General features: G+C 46.9%; 9 protein-coding genes and 1 pseudogene. 9 read left to right on the top strand and 1 reads right to left on the bottom strand.

Annotated features, from left to right (window positions below; genetic code table 11):
- From QUA04_RS25220 to QUA04_RS25190, 7 genes and pseudogenes are all read left to right on the top strand, one after another.
- Window positions 1–225: pseudogene (locus QUA04_RS25220) on the top strand (photosystem II D2 protein (photosystem q(a) protein)); the annotation flags it as partial.
- An 897-nt stretch (window positions 226–1,122) separates the two neighbouring features.
- Window positions 1,123–1,404, top strand: coding sequence for a 4a-hydroxytetrahydrobiopterin dehydratase (locus QUA04_RS25215; RefSeq protein ID WP_333262305.1), 282 nt, complete (start codon window positions 1,123–1,125; stop codon window positions 1,402–1,404).
- Between the two features lie 160 nt (window positions 1,405–1,564).
- Window positions 1,565–3,214 (top strand): HD domain-containing phosphohydrolase, encoded by a 1,650-nt coding sequence (locus tag QUA04_RS25210; protein WP_333262302.1) that lies wholly within the window; start codon window positions 1,565–1,567, stop codon window positions 3,212–3,214.
- Between the two features lie 292 nt (window positions 3,215–3,506).
- Window positions 3,507–5,705, top strand: a complete 2,199-nt coding sequence (locus QUA04_RS25205; protein WP_333262300.1) for an iron uptake porin — start codon at window positions 3,507–3,509, stop codon at window positions 5,703–5,705.
- Between the two features lie 393 nt (window positions 5,706–6,098).
- On the top strand, window positions 6,099–6,539 hold the full coding sequence (locus tag QUA04_RS25200; protein WP_015176708.1) for an RrF2 family transcriptional regulator: 441 nt from the start codon (window positions 6,099–6,101) through the stop codon (window positions 6,537–6,539).
- Between the two features lie 58 nt (window positions 6,540–6,597).
- Window positions 6,598–7,560, top strand: coding sequence for a cysteine synthase A (gene cysK / locus QUA04_RS25195; protein ID WP_333262297.1), 963 nt, complete (start codon window positions 6,598–6,600; stop codon window positions 7,558–7,560).
- A 439-nt stretch (window positions 7,561–7,999) separates the two neighbouring features.
- Entirely contained in the window at window positions 8,000–8,680 is a 681-nt protein-coding gene (locus QUA04_RS25190; protein ID WP_333262293.1) for a J domain-containing protein, read from the top strand.
- A 164-nt stretch (window positions 8,681–8,844) separates the two neighbouring features.
- On the opposite strand, the gene QUA04_RS25185 is transcribed toward QUA04_RS25190, so the two are convergent.
- Window positions 8,845–10,344: a cyclic nucleotide-binding domain-containing protein gene (locus QUA04_RS25185; protein ID WP_333262290.1), complete on the bottom strand. Its 1,500-nt coding sequence runs from the start codon at window positions 10,342–10,344 to the stop codon at window positions 8,845–8,847.
- A gap of 671 nt (window positions 10,345–11,015) precedes the next feature.
- On the opposite strand from QUA04_RS25185, the gene QUA04_RS25180 reads away from it, so the two are divergent.
- Window positions 11,016–11,888, top strand: a complete 873-nt coding sequence (locus QUA04_RS25180; RefSeq protein WP_333262288.1) for a 6-carboxytetrahydropterin synthase — start codon at window positions 11,016–11,018, stop codon at window positions 11,886–11,888.
- A gap of 306 nt (window positions 11,889–12,194) precedes the next feature.
- A complete protein-coding gene (locus tag QUA04_RS25175) occupies window positions 12,195–14,360 on the top strand; it encodes a tetratricopeptide repeat protein (RefSeq protein WP_333262284.1) in 2,166 nt (721 codons plus the stop codon).
- The last annotated feature ends 525 nt before the right edge of the window (window positions 14,361–14,885 follow it).

The following is a 14,885-nucleotide window of genomic DNA, read 5'->3' as shown; positions in this document are numbered from 1 at the left end:
TTGTGGATGAGCTCCATTGGCATCGTTGGTTTAGCATTAAACCTGCGCGCCTATGACTTCGTATCACAAGAATTACGTGCTGCTGAAGATCCTGAGTTTGAAACGTTCTACACTAAGAACATTCTGCTTAACGAAGGCATTCGTGCTTGGATGGCTCCGACAGACCAACCCCACGAAAACTTCATCTTCCCTGAAGAAGTTCTGCCTCGCGGTAACGCTCTGTAATCAGCGCGAAATATCAAAATTTCCAACATTTTAAAAGGGTAAGATAAAGCAGTTTAGGCTTTACCCTTAATGCTTAAAAAGCTCCCGCCACCAGGCAGGAGCTTTTTGTTTCCAGGAGTCGATCGAATTAGCGCCCTAAAAAAAGTGGATTTTGTACAACAACAAACTCTGCCTGCAGCTAGAACAACTCGTGTCTCTATATCTGGTGAACTCTCCATCTGGCAAGAAATCGAGCCGCCTTTCCCCGCAGCCAGAGTTGCCATGCGCCTAATAACCGCACAGCCCGGATGCTGAAGAAAATATAGGCAGATGGCTGAAACTGCGATCGTCCGCTTGCTGTAGAGAGCGATCAGAGACATTGCAGCAGCAATTTGCCCTCATCTTACAAAAATCTCAATTTGCATCCCCCCACTTCTAATTCTTGTGTTATTCTAATAATTGTGAATACTAGAATGATACTCAGAACGCAAGTTCTTCTGGTAACGCTGGCAATGGCTAGCGCACAAATCATCACCTTAAATCTTGTATTTAGGTGATGTGCGTTCCAATATTAAGCCATTTAGCTAAACCTGGAGGTGATGCCCATGATAGAAAGTAGTAAACGCATGGGTCATCAGATTGGAAACTACCGGCTGTGCGCCGGGGCCGCTCACTAGCAGTCAGCCGTCGTCTCCAACGGGAAACGACTTCCACGGGGAACCAGGCTGAGCTAGGGATTCTCCCGGCAGTCAGGTTCTAATCTGAAGACCCGCTAGACCGCTCTCACCTCAAATAGTGTTAAATCTTGAGTATTAAAACTTGAGGCTCAACACTATTGGTGAGAGCGGATAGTTTTTGGTCAGGGTTTCTACAGGTGGGCAGTGAATCTGCCATTGCTACTCCCAAAGAAAAAAAATTATGGCTGAGCTAATTAACCATACTGAAATTCAAGAGCGCGCCAGTCAATTGTCAGGCTGGACGGTTGAAGGTAAACAACTTCGCTGTACCCGTTTATTTAAAGATTTTATCGAAGCGATCGCCTTTGTGAATAAGTTGGTCGCCCCCTCAGAAGCCGCAGCACATCACCCCGATATAGAAATTTCCTACAACAAAGTTACACTTAACTTGACAACTCACGATGCCGGAGGCTTAACTGAGAAAGACTTTGCGCTAGCCCAAGAGATTTCTACGCTAGATTAAAAGAGTGCCCGCTGGCCCAACAAGAGCCACTGCATCTCGCGACAGTCCCCCCTAGAGAAAAGCTCGCAAATAAAAAATCGACTTGGGGTTAGAATCGGGTGCTAAAAAGTCGAGAGGCCAAACGTTCAATGTATAAAAGGCTATTCCCCATCATCCGACCATGATCGTATTTGAAAAGCCAGAGTTCAAGAACGAGTCTGCTGCCGAAAAAACCGATCTGATAGAAAAGCTTTTAGATATTGGCGCGGCTCTGTCGAGCGCCCAAGATTTGGGCGACTTGTTAAACTTAATTTTATCCAAAAGTAGGGAAATTACTTACAGCGATGCTGGCAGCGTTTACTTAGTAGATCACAGCGACGAAAAATCTAAGCTGCTGTTCAAGGTAGCCCAAAACGCTTCTAAACCGAGACTGTCGTTTAAAGAGTTTGCCCTGCCACTGACAGACAAAAGCTTGGCGGGATACGTGGCAATTACAGGTCAAAGTTTGAACCTGTCTGATGCCTACGACTTACCCCCGGGCGTACCCTATCGGCTAGATACCAGTTTTGACAGGGATATTGATTACCGCACTTGCTCGGTAATGGTACTGCCGATGCAAAACCGACAGGGTGAGACAATAGGTGTATTGCAACTGATCAACCGCAAAACCAAGGCAGATACGGTGCTGACAGCAGACAATGCCTGGGCATCGACGCAGCAGTATTCAGAGTGGGAAGAAAGGATAGTTCGATCGCTCGCTTCTCAAGCAGCAATCTCGATCGAGCGCAATCAACTCCAAGACAGCATAGAACATTTGTTCGAGGGCTTCGTCAAAGCTTCGGTGCAAGTCATAGAAGCCAGAGACCCCTGTACCTACGGCCATTCAGAACGAGTAGCAGCCCTCACAGTACGCCTTTCAGAAGAAGTAAACACCGTCAGCAGCGGAGGACTGCGCTCTATTTACTTTAACAACCGCCAAATTCAAGAACTTCGCTACGCCGCCCTGCTGCACGATTTTGGCAAAATTGGAGTGCCCGAAGCAGTTTTGACCAAACAGAAAAAGCTCTACCCCGCACAGCTAGAAATCATTCGCCACCGCTTTGGCTTAGCTCAGCGGACGATGGAAATAGAATGCGTCCAGTCTAAATATAAATACTTGCTGGAGCATTCAGCCTACCGAAAACACCCGATCCAGGAGCCAGAGTGCGCTCAATGCCAGGAAATCGAACAGCTAGACACTAAGCTAGCAGAGGCGAAAACCAGATTAGCAGAATACTGGGAAGTGCTGCTAGAGGCAAACGAGCCTCACATTTTGGCAGCAGAACCCCTAGCTCAACTGCGAGAGATTTCTCGACAAACTTACAGAGATATAGATGGGGCAAAGAAACCCCTGCTAAACCCAGACGAGATCTTGCAATTGATGGTGTCAAGGGGCAACCTGACGCCGGAAGAACGATCTGCAATAGAATTTCACGTAACTCACACTTACGAGTTTCTGAAACAAATTCCTTGGACAAAGGATTTGAAAAATGTTCCAGACATTGCCTACGGACATCACGAAAAACTCGACGGCACAGGCTATCCGCGAGGTCTAAACAAGTCAGAAATTCCAATTCAAGCGCAATTGATGACGATCGCCGATATTTACGACGCCCTGACAGCAGGCGATCGCCCCTACAAGCGAGCTCTGCGAACAGAGGCTGCGATGAAAATTTTGCGACAAGAAGCAGCTCACAATAAAATCAACGCCGAGTTGTTAGAACTGTTCGATCACCGCCAAGTCTTTAGCGTTCTCGGACACAGCTTGGAGGTTAAAGTCGAATCAGCCTAGACGAGTCGGGCGTGCTGTGCTAAAAAGTAAATAGGCGATCGGGCGCTATCAAGTGTCAGCAGTAAAATCAATCCACAGCCCAAGCAGGGTCTGGTTTTGACGCCGTTGAGTACAGGTTAAAAAACAGGCTCTCTGGAGCCGTCAGTCACATCTATATACTCGGTCAGCCCGAAAGAATCAAAAGAAAAAGTGAATTTTAGGTCTCTTTTTAGAGTATGCTAGTTGAGCAACGACTGACCACATAGAAGACTAGAAAAGTTTCTCTGTAATCGGTGTGAGGATGAGAGTGAATATGTCGAAATTTTTGTGGAGTTACTTACTAATCAGCCCAGCAGTCTTAGGAGCTACCCTAGTAGTTTCTTCGAGCGCGATGGCAGCAGACGCTCAGCAGGCTGCTGATGCGCTCAATCCCCCTGCCGCCAAAGCTGAAACCGCTGAAACCTCCGAAGCGAAACTAAATGCTTTAGCTGCTGTTTCCGAAACAACTGCAGCCTCCGAGCCAGTAGAAGAAATTTCCCAAGCCGCTGGCAGCGAAACGCACGCAGCGATTGCAGATTCGGCCACGGCTGCCACTGAAAGTGCGATCGTCGGAGCCAACACAGCCCCTGCTGAGGCAAATCCCCAAGCAGCATTACAACCTACAAGTGAATCTTTAGCCGCCGCCGGGCCAACAGTCACTCAACCAGTAGAAAATTCTGCCCCGGCAGCCCAACTAGAAACTCCAGCCCCGGCAGCTACCGCTCTCCCAGAGCAAATCGGTGCAGCTCAGTTAGAAACTCCAGCCCCGGCAGTGGCAGAGTCGGCAGCACAAAGTTTGCCAAAACCGGCTGAATCTTTAGCCCAAACTGCCGCACCACAAGAGCAAAACCCAGCCGCCACATTAGAACAGCTCAACCAGTACACCAGCGAAGGTGCTGCCGGCGGCGAAACTGAAGGTCAAGTTACCTCCGTATCTCAACTTTCCGACGTGCGGCCCACAGACTGGGCCTTCCAAGCACTGCAATCCCTAGTCGAGCGCTACGGCTGTATTGCCGGTTATCCCGACGGCACATTCCGCGGCAACCGGGCAATGACTCGCTACGAATTCGCAGCCGGTTTAAATGCTTGCTTAGACAAGGTGAGCGAGCTAATTAGAGGTGGCACGGGCAACTTCGCTACCAGAGATGACTTGGCAGCCCTCCAACGGCTCCAAGAAGAATTTGCAGCGGAACTGGCAACCCTGCGCGGTCGCGTCGATGCTTTGGAAGCTCGGACAGCCGAACTCGAAGCCAACCAATTCTCAACTACTACCAAGCTGACTGGGGAAGCAATTTTTGCCCTCAGCGACGACTTTGGCGGCAAGGTTGGCTTGTTTGGTCAAGAGGGAAGAAGACTCGGCAGCGACAACAATGAAACCGTCTTCCAACAGCGGGTACGTCTCAATTTAAACACTAGCTTCACCGGCAGAGACTTGCTGCTGACAAGGCTTCAGGTCGGCAACGGTCGCAACTTCAACCTTGGTGCTACCAGCGAAGGCACTCAAACTTGGAACGTAGTCGGCAGAACCGACAACGTTGTTGCTCTAGACACCTTGCTATATAAGTTCCCCGTCGGTCAGCGACTGAACGTTACCCTTGCAGCCAACGCTGTGGTCTGGGACGACATTCTGCCGACTGTCAACCCTTACTTTGAAGACTTTGACGGTGGCAACGGAGCACTGAGCACCTTTGGACAGCGGAACCCGATTTATCGCTTGGGCGGTGGCTCAGGTATCGGCTTTGACTATGCTTTCGGTGGCAGGGGTTTGCTGGGTGGCGTGTTCGGCCCGACTTCTCTGTCCTTCGGCTACTTGGCATCAAATGCAGCCAATCCTAGCAAGGGTGCAGGCTTGACGAACGGCGACTACACGGCGATGGGTCAGTTGACTTTTACCCCCGGACGCAACTTGCAAGTTGCTTTCAACTACAACCACGGTTACTTTAGCAGAGGTAACTTTGGGTTTGACAATGGTTTATCGAATGGGCCAGACAGTCTCGGCGGTTTCACCGGTACCGGCGTGGCTAATTCTCTCAACGGTTTGAGCGAAGGCTTTGAGGGCTTCCGGGCTCGCAAAGTTGTCTCCAACTCCTACGGCGCTCAGGCTTCGTTGCGGCTCAACCCGAGGTTTATCCTTGGCGGCTGGGCTGGTTTAACCAATGCCCGCATTCTCGGCATCGGCGATGCGAGAATCTGGAACTACGCTGTTACCTTGGCTTTGCCCGATTTAGGAAAAGAAGGCAACTTGCTAGGGTTCGTGGTAGGTCGTGAGCCTTACTTGGATAAACTTGAAGCTCCGAGAAGTTTGCGGAGCTTCCGCAACGATAATTCGTATCACGTCGAAGGGTTCTACAAGTTTCAGCTATCGGACAACATTTCTGTTACTCCGGGCGTGATTTGGGTGACCAATCCCAATCAAAACGACCATAACGACGACATCATTATTGGTACTCTGAGAACTACTTTCACGTTCTAAGAGCGGGTTAGAGGAGGCAGGGCGGGTCATACCCTCTCTGCTGGCTTCTAGATGCGACGTTTAGCCCTGCCTGCTGCAGGGCTTTTTTGTGGGGGGACGAATTGGACGAGCAGAATCTATTAAAAATTAAAAATTATCAGTCATAGATGCAGAAACCCGGTTTCGGGAGGTAAGGCTGTGGTGGAAGGGGAGGGAGTCGAAACGAGAAACTGGGTTAGTTGGGTTCAGATGGCCGATCGCGTTCCAAGGATGAAGTCATGAAAGTCGCTCAAGTTCAGTGGAAAACCGGGGTATAATAAAAGGTAAAGTTTGGAGTTAGAATTTGGAACTCAACATTGATGAGAATTTTAACATCTGACTTCGGAGTTGATAATTCTGATATTTGAAGCAATTATGGTAGAACTCTCCTGTAAAAGCGAATACGCAATCTTAGCTTTGCTGGAGCTTGCCGATTGCTACGATGAAGGCGAGCCTCTGCAAATTCGCCAGATAGCGGCTCAGCAAAATATTCCCGATCGATATTTAGAGCAGTTGCTCGCTACCATGAGACGCTGCGGACTGATTCGCAGCCAGCGAGGAGCTAAGGGAGGTTATATCTTGGCGAGGGAACCCTGGAAAATTACACTCCTAGAAATTATCAATTGTCTCGAAGGCTCAGAGTTCGATCGCTCTGAAAAAGACTCGCCCGCTCAAACTGTAGAAAGTGCTGTGATTTGGGAAGTTTGGCAAGAAGCTCGATCGATTGCCAACTCAGTGTTGCAAAAATACACGCTACAGGATCTGTGCGAAAAGCGCAATGGCAGACGGCAGCTCGATATCATGTATTACATCTAGTTAAAATATTGCCAACTAGGAATTAACATTTACTTTCAACCACAAACTGACAAAGATTATGCGTATTGCTGGCGACATTACAGAATTGGTAGGGCGGACGCCCCTGGTGCAACTCAACCGCATTCCCCAAGCTGAAGGCTGCGTGGCTCGGATTGTGGTAAAACTCGAAGGCATGAATCCGGCAGCATCGGTGAAAGACCGCATCGGTGTCAATATGGTCAATCAAGCCGAGGCCGAAGGGCTGATTAGTCCAGGCAAAACGGTTTTAGTGGAACCGACTTCTGGCAATACCGGAATTGCTCTGGCAATGGTGGCCGCGGCTAAGGGCTACCAGTTGATTTTGACAATGCCGGATACGATGAGCACGGAACGTCGATCGATGCTGCGAGCTTACGGGGCCCAACTAGAACTGACTCCGGGAATTGAGGGCATGAGCGGCTGCATCCGCCGGGCTCAAGAGATTGTGGACAAAACTCCCAATGCGTATATGTTGCAGCAGTTTCGGAATCCCGCGAACCCGCAGGTTCACCGTTCGACAACGGCTGAGGAAATTTGGGAAGATACAGACGGCGAGGTGGATTTCCTGATTTCGGGAGTCGGCACTGGCGGTACGATTACGGGTGTGGCAGAGGTGATTAAGTCGCGGAAACCCGAGTTTAAGGCGATCGCCGTTGAGCCGGCTAATAGTCAGATACTGTCGGGCGGAAAGCCAGGGCCTCACAAAATTCAAGGTATCGGTGCTGGTTTTGTGCCACCGGTGCTGAATGTGGATTCGATCGACGAAATTATAGTTGTTACGGATGATGACGCGATCGCCTACGGCCGCCGCTTGGCCAGAGAAGAAGGACTTTTGTCCGGTATTTCCAGCGGTGCGGCACTATATGCGGCAGTGAAAGTCGGCAAGCGTCCCGAAAATGCAGGGAAATTGATTGTGATGATTCAGCCTAGCTTCGGCGAACGCTATCTGAGCACTCCCTTGTTCCAAGATCCAGAACTCAATCTGGCGATGGCCCTCAACTAGGTCAGGCTCTCACCCAAGTCGCAGAAACTGACAGCAGGGCGTACACTGTACGCCCTGCTTGGCTTGGCTTTTTAGCTTAAACAATTGCCCTAGATTGTAGCTGCATCGATCGCGATCGATGGTGAATTGGTCAAGGGGCTTGTTTTTGAACGAACCACTTTCGGCGCGTTAGCTTCGTGGCCGGTAAGCGCTCTTGTCGGGAAAGAAGCAGCTAACAATTGCTGGGAGGAGCGATCGATGAGTCCCCAATGTCGATCGGCTTACCACTTCCAAAGCCTCAATGTTTTTCTAAAATAGATTTATGATAAGTTGAAAACTGAGGTTTTTTACTGACAATTTTTGACATTTATATCAGATAAATACTTATAAAGTTAGCAAATAATGATATTTTTGTCAAGCAGTTTTTCACAGATTATCCATATTTCAAGGAAATAATACAGTGTCTTCCGTTATCAATCACTACAAAACCCTAAAGATTAGCCCAACCGCAACACAAGCCGAGATTAAACAAGCATACCGCCGTTTAGTCAAATTATTTCATCCAGACAGCCACAGCGACACAGCAGGTCACGAAGAGATTGTCCGCCTCAATGCAGCCTATGAAATATTAGGAGACGCCCAGCACAGACAATCTTACGATCGCCAATTTTCCGAGCAAACCGAACAGCAATCACCAGTCGCACCAAACGTCAGCCGCCAGCAAACGCAAACAGCACGGGACGCTGACGAACAAATGGAACAGTGGCTGATTAAAGTATACAAACCCCTCAATAAAATGCTCAATAGCATCTTGAAGCCGCTTAAAAAGGAAATAGATGAATTGTCCGCAGATCCATTTGATGACGAACTGATAGAAAAGTTTCAACTTTATATCGAAACCAGTCGCGAGTATCTCAAAAAAGCTCATAACTTTCTTACATCGATGCCCAATCCATCTAATGTAGCCGGAGTTGCGGCTCATCTCTACTACTGTATCAATCAAGTCGGAGACGGCATAGAAGAATTGTATTTATTTACCCTCAATTATGACGATCGCCACTTGCACACCGGTCAAGAACTGTTTAGAATTGCCGCTAGACTGCGGCGGGAAGCACAGGAGGAATTAAAAATTAAAATTTAAAAAAGCAGATTGTTCCCTCTTCCCTCTTCCTTCTTATTTCTTCCTGACATCCGTTACATCCGTTACATCCGAAGAAAGCGAATCCGTTGCCGAACTTCCTTTTTCGTGACATCCGTTACATCCGAAGAAAGCGAATCCGTTGCCGAACTTCCCCTTTCCTTCTTTCAAATTCCAAAAAGAACTTGAATTCGCTTGCGAATTTTAATAAAAGGAGTTTGTTCCAGAGAGTCGCCATCTAACAATCCCAAATCTCTCAAAGCTTGCTGGCGTTCCGACAATTTTTGAGCAATCTGATCGGCTAAATTGGGTTGTTCTCTTAAAAGTTTTTGCAAATCGTGACGTTCCACCACAAACAAAATTGCATCTTCGCTAGTTTTAACAGTCGCCGTTCTCGGAGTACCCAACAGCAAAGATATTTCCCCAAAAAACTCGCCCTCATGAAGGGTAGCAATATACTGATCGGCTTTTTGAGAAAGAACTTCTACAGTACCGGAAAGAATAATATAAAAAGAGTCGCCAGGGTCATTTTCTTTACATACCACCTGTCCCGCTGGAAACAGTTGTCGGTAGCCGTATTCAATTAACTGTCGAAGTTCTAAATCCGTACACTGTTCAAAATAAGTTACTCGTCGCAACAAATCTCGCAGCGTCCAATTATTAGGGGATTTAGGCGCTGGAGTTTTAGGTTCAGAAACGGTGGAATTAGATTTTAACTCGGTTGAATGTTTGGCATTCTGCGGAAAAACTTTGCCGTTGGAATTATCGTCTTTGTTAGGGTGAAAAATTTTAGTTAACTCTTGCGGGTTTCGCAGCCACAAATCCCGCTGGGGAAAGGGAATTTCTATATTTCGGTGGCGCAATTCGTAATCTATTAAAAAATTTACCGCGCTTTTAATAGCATCGCTTTCCTGTGGCTGATCAATCCAAACTAAAAGTTCAAAATTTAAAGCATTATCTCCAAAACCGCGAAACCATACTTTAGGAGAAGGATGGGATAAGACATTCGATTCCATCCGCGCCGCAATTAACAGCGCTTCCGTAACTATTACTGGGTCAGATCCGTAAGCAACGCCGATGGGGATGTGGAGGCGACATCTGGGATCTCTGTAACTCCAGTTTATAATATTAGTTTCGACAAACTTAATATTTGGTATTATCACAAACAGTCCGTCAATTGTTTTGATAATTGTCGAGCGAATAGAAATTGTTTCTACGGTTCCTAATAAATTGTCTATTTCAATGAAGTCTCCGACTCTAATTTGGTGTTCAAATAGCAGGGTGAGGCCGCTGATAAAGTTGCTGGCGAGATTTTGCAAGCCGAAGCCGAAACCAATGCCGACAACTCCAGCTAAGACGGTGAGAGAAGTGAGGTTAATGCCGGAACCTTGCAGGACAAATATACAGCCAATAGTGGCTAAAATATAGCTAATGATCGTAGAAATTGCTTCTCGACTGCCGCGATCTAATCCCATCCGAACTAGCAGGCTGCGCTTGATTCCTTCACTGATAATCTTAGCTATAATCAAGGCAAATATAGCTAAAACTATCAGTTGGACGATCGCACTGATAGACAGATGAGTGTCCCCGATATAGAATAGTGGGGTTGTCATCGCACCCGAGAAATGTTCAAAAAAGCGATCGGCTCCTGCAGTAATCGAATTCATTAATATTTGGTAAGGGGTAATTGGTGATTGATAATGGGTGATATTAATTCCGGTTGCACCGGAATTATTGTTGACTGTTGACTGTTAACTGTCAGTCGAAAAAGTGAATGATAGTTGAGTATTGTTGACTGTTGATTCGATTTTATTGTTGACTGTTGACTGTTGACTGTTAACTCTCAGTCGAAAAACTGAATGATAGTTGAGTATTGACTGTTGATTCGATGTTACGCCCGACGATGCTAGCGGAGTTGATAGGATTAGTTTTGAGCGCAACTGAACTGCCAACTGCTAACTATTGCAGAGCTTAGGCGAAAAACTCGAACTGTGGAGTGCCCTGTGTTGCAAAAAATGTCGATTCCCTACGCTTGGGGAACGCTTCGGGAACGGGATAGATCCGCACGCGCGTACTTTCTCAAAGGCTCGTAACTGATGGGTTAGCAACTGGTGGCGAGAAACTGTTTTGTAGCGGTATTTTCTGCCGGATATCTGTGTTGTGGCGTAAAATGGGCCCGGCGGCGTGATCGAACAGCGACGTGTTGCCAATATTTGGAAAATTGGTAGAAATTCATTTACAGCACCCTCAAATAATCGAAAAATTCCAGCAAAAATTAGTTTATCCTTAAGAAGCGAGTCCTTTACAGAACTTAACAAGCTTACCCTACTTGACTTTTATGCAGTGCATCATCAATCGTCGGGCACAGTTTTCGGCGAGTCACCGGTACTGGCTGCCGGAGTTAAGCGAAGCCGAGAACTTTGAGCGGTTTGGCCCAACTGCCCGCGCACCGGGACACGGACACAATTACGTCCTTTACGTTTCCATGATAGGCGAACTCGACGAGTACGGCATGGTGCTCAACCTGTCTGATGTCAAGCACGTCATCAAGCGGGAAGTTATCAAGGATCTCGATTTTTCCTTTCTCAACGAAGCGTGGCCGGAATTTGAGCAGACTCTGCCAACTACCGAAAACATAGCACGGCAAATTTGGCTGCGGCTAGCCCCTCATTTACCTGTGAGCAAAATTCAATTGTTTGAACATCCCGAACTTTGGGCTGAATATTTAGGAAACGGAATGGAAGCTTATTTAACTTTGTCCACTCATTTTAGCGCGGCCCATCGGTTGGCTCGTCCCGATTTGAGCTTTGAAGAAAACTCGGAAATTTACGGCAAATGTGCTCGTCCCAACGGCCACGGTCACAATTATCATTTAGAGGTGACTGTTAAAGGGGAAATTGATGCGCGGACTGGCATGATTGCTGATTTGGGAGCTTTGCAAAAAGCCGTGGACGATTATGTTGTTGAACCCTTCGATCACACTTTTTTAAATAAGGATATTGCTTATTTTGAGAAGGTTGTGCCGACTGCTGAGAATATTGCGGTTCGGATCGGGCAATTATTGCGATCGCCCGTGCGGGAATTGGGCGCCGAGTTGCACAAAATTAAGCTGATTGAAAGTCCGAATAATAGCTGTGAAATTTTTGGCGCTGATTTAGAAGAAGTGGCGGTTGAACATCAGCAGCCGGAAGCGGTTTTAGCTGGGGTTTAGAGCTAAAAATCGGGTCTGGTTCACCCGGATCTTTGGCTAATTGTGCCGATTGGTGAACCCGGCCCTACCAGCCTAATCATGATTCGGAGAGTTATTCAACCGGATTAGACGCGAGAATATATTTTTTCAAAAAAGTTCCACAGCCAGAATTATTGGCAGTTTTCCTGAAAAGTCAGGCTGCGCGCGTATTTTGGAGATAGTAAGTCAGCATTCCTCTAGTCAGCTATTCTAACTGCTGAGACTATGAGGTCGATCGCCCGATCGCTGACAACCAAGCACTAATTTCTCCTAAATGAGTTGACGTTTATGCGCGTCTCTAATCTAGCTCTCCTGACTCTGGCTGCCCTCGCATCCCACAATTTAACTGCTAATACTAGCGCCAATCCTGCTGCACCTCCTATTTCTCCTCAGACACCGCAGGCTAGCAACTTTGTTGATGCCGTAAATAATACTGAATCGGGTCGGGCTGAGTCAATTAGTGAGCCTGAGACGATCGCCCACGAACAATTTTCCCCAAATAGTACCACATCCCGTCGGGCTGAGCCAATTAGCGAGCCTGAGACGATCGCTCACGAACAATTTTCCCCGCGAATTGCTGTAAAATCGCCGACAGGTTTGCTGGTAGCGGCCGCTCAACCCGATTTATCTGCTACTGCAAAAACCAAGGCGAATACTCCTGCTGAATCCGGCGATGAACTAACAAAATCTTTACAAGAAACCTGGCTGGCTAAATTAATCGAAACCGGGGCTGAAAGCAATCCTCAAGTTCGCGAAGTTTTCGCTTTTATCTCCCCGTCTAGTGGCAGTGCTGAATCTGGATATGGTTTTAATAGTACCATAACTCTGCTCAATATTTTGCTAATTCTTGGTACGGTATTTCCACCTGTGACAATTGCATTTTTTTGGATGATGCGACGGCTGATAATCAAACAGTTGGTGGCTGATGCCAATAAACGATTGCATGGCATTGGTGTATTGGAATCCGAACTCATAAATTCTAGCCAACTGAATCAAAAGTTGAGGGATGAATTAGAAGCGCACATGGGTGCAGCTAAACAATCCCTTGATTTTTTAACTAGAGAAACTGAACTTTCCAAATCTTCCGTCGAGCAAATTGAGACTCTCAAATCTCAATTTCTCATGCACCTGCAAGTTTTGCTGAAAGAAGTTGACGAAAAAAAATATCAAATTGTTCAAGAAATTTCCCAAGTTCCCGCAGTGGTTGCTAAAGAAGCTCTCAAAATCGCACCTCAACCGGCCTTAAACAATTCCCAAAATTCGCAAACTGCACCCGCTAACGACGAAAAATTGATTGCTGACGATTATATCAAACAAGCCGAAGGGCTTTATTTTCAAGGCAATTATGATGAAGCATTAGTTTGCTTGGAAAAAGCTGTTTTAGCGAATAAATTTTTGAATGAGGCTTGGTATTGGCGCGGAAATGTGTTAGTAAAATTGCAGCGCCTGGAAGAAGCACTCGCCTGTTACGACCAAGCAATATTAATTAAACCGGATAACTACGAAGCATGGTATAATAAAGCGAGTTTGCTGGCCAAATTGCAGAAGTACGAAGAGGCGATCGTCTGTTATGAGCGAGCAAGTTCGAGCGAATCCCGAAAATACGCTTGTTGGCACAGTATAGCGGCTTTGTTGGGTCAATTGCAGCATTACGAAGAAGCGATCGCCAGTTACGATCGGGCCCTCGCTATCAAAGCAACCGACAGCGAAATTTGGCACAACCGAGGCGCGATGCTGGCCAAAGTACAGCAGTACGCAGCAGCAGTCGATTCTTACGATCGCGCTCTAGAGCTCAATCCCAAGAGATATGAAACTTGGTACAATCGAGGCAATATGCTGTGGAGACTGCTCCGCTACAGTGATGCTATTGATTCTTACGATCGGGCGATCGGCATCCGGCAAGACAAATACGAAGTTTGGTACAATAGAGCTGCTGTGCTCGGAAAAATGCAGCGATATCAAGAATCGATCGAATCCTACGACAAAGCAATAGCCCTTAAACCGCAGGATTTTGAAGTGTGGCACAACCGAGGCGTAGCTTTCGACAAACTATCGCAGCACGAAGCAGCAATTGCCTCTTACGAATCAGCAATTACCCTTAATTCGGAGTGTTACGAAGCTTGGTTTGCCAAAGGGGAATCTTTAGCAAAATTGCAGCGCCAGGAAGAAGCGATCGCAGCTTATGAGAAAGCGATTGCTATTAAGCCAGACTCCTACGATGCTTGGCGTCATGTGGGGATAGCTTTGTCAGAATTAAAGCGGTATGAGGAAGCAATGGCAGCTTACGATCGAGCTATTGCCATTAAACCAGACAATGCCGAAGCTTGGCGCGATCGCGGCGCACTTGTATCAGAATTAAAACAGGATACAGACAAAATTGACTCCGGGGAATCTGATATTACAAATGCCTCAGATAGCAAGGTGGAGCAACCTAAGTCAGCAGATTCGATGTAAGGACTGATTATTACATAGCACTTTTCAGTAAAGTCAGGTACGCCTGGGAATTGGAATGCGATCGGGGCGTAGCTCACTTACTTGAGAACGACTATATAAGTGTATCGAACGATTACAACAGAGTATTAGGATTTTAAGGGGGTAGTTAAATGAAGCCAAGTACCGCGCCGCCTGAGTCAGGTGGTGATTCCTCGAAGAAAGTCGCGATTATTGTAGTTCACGGTGTCTCAGATCAGCAACCTTATGATTCTGCCCGTAGCATCGCTAATCTTTTACTCCATACCAATAAAGAGCAGCCTCCACTCGATACCAATAAAGAGCAGCCTCAACCCACTACCAATGATAAGCAGTCTCTAATTCATGCCCAGGAGGAAGAGCCTCGATATTCTGCTTGGCATGAACAACTTATCGGAATTCCCGTTCGACGAATCCCTGTATGTAAACCAACTGATACCAATTTAATATGAAGCTGCATAGAATAGGGCTTCAAGAATAAAATTGTAAGATGACAACGAACTAATTTGC

This window comes from Microcoleus sp. S13_C5 (genome assembly GCF_036700845.1).
Taxonomy (GTDB): domain Bacteria; phylum Cyanobacteriota; class Cyanobacteriia; order Cyanobacteriales; family Microcoleaceae; genus Microcoleus.
This window is presented reverse-complemented; position numbering and strand designations above follow the sequence as displayed.

Bases quoted from the DNA above. Each gene is read 5' to 3' on its own strand.
- QUA04_RS25215 (WP_333262305.1), top strand. From the start codon at position 1,123: ATGGCTGAGCTAATTAACCATACTGAAATTCAAGAGCGCGCCAGTCAA.
- QUA04_RS25210 (WP_333262302.1), top strand. From the start codon at position 1,565: ATGATCGTATTTGAAAAGCCAGAGTTCAAGAACGAGTCTGCTGCCGAA.
- QUA04_RS25205 (WP_333262300.1), top strand. From the start codon at position 3,507: ATGTCGAAATTTTTGTGGAGTTACTTACTAATCAGCCCAGCAGTCTTA.
- QUA04_RS25200 (WP_015176708.1), top strand. From the start codon at position 6,099: ATGGTAGAACTCTCCTGTAAAAGCGAATACGCAATCTTAGCTTTGCTG.
- cysK (WP_333262297.1), top strand. From the start codon at position 6,598: ATGCGTATTGCTGGCGACATTACAGAATTGGTAGGGCGGACGCCCCTG.
- QUA04_RS25185 (WP_333262290.1), bottom strand. From the start codon at position 10,344: ATGAATTCGATTACTGCAGGAGCCGATCGCTTTTTTGAACATTTCTCG.
- QUA04_RS25180 (WP_333262288.1), top strand. From the start codon at position 11,016: ATGCAGTGCATCATCAATCGTCGGGCACAGTTTTCGGCGAGTCACCGG.
- QUA04_RS25175 (WP_333262284.1), top strand. From the start codon at position 12,195: ATGCGCGTCTCTAATCTAGCTCTCCTGACTCTGGCTGCCCTCGCATCC.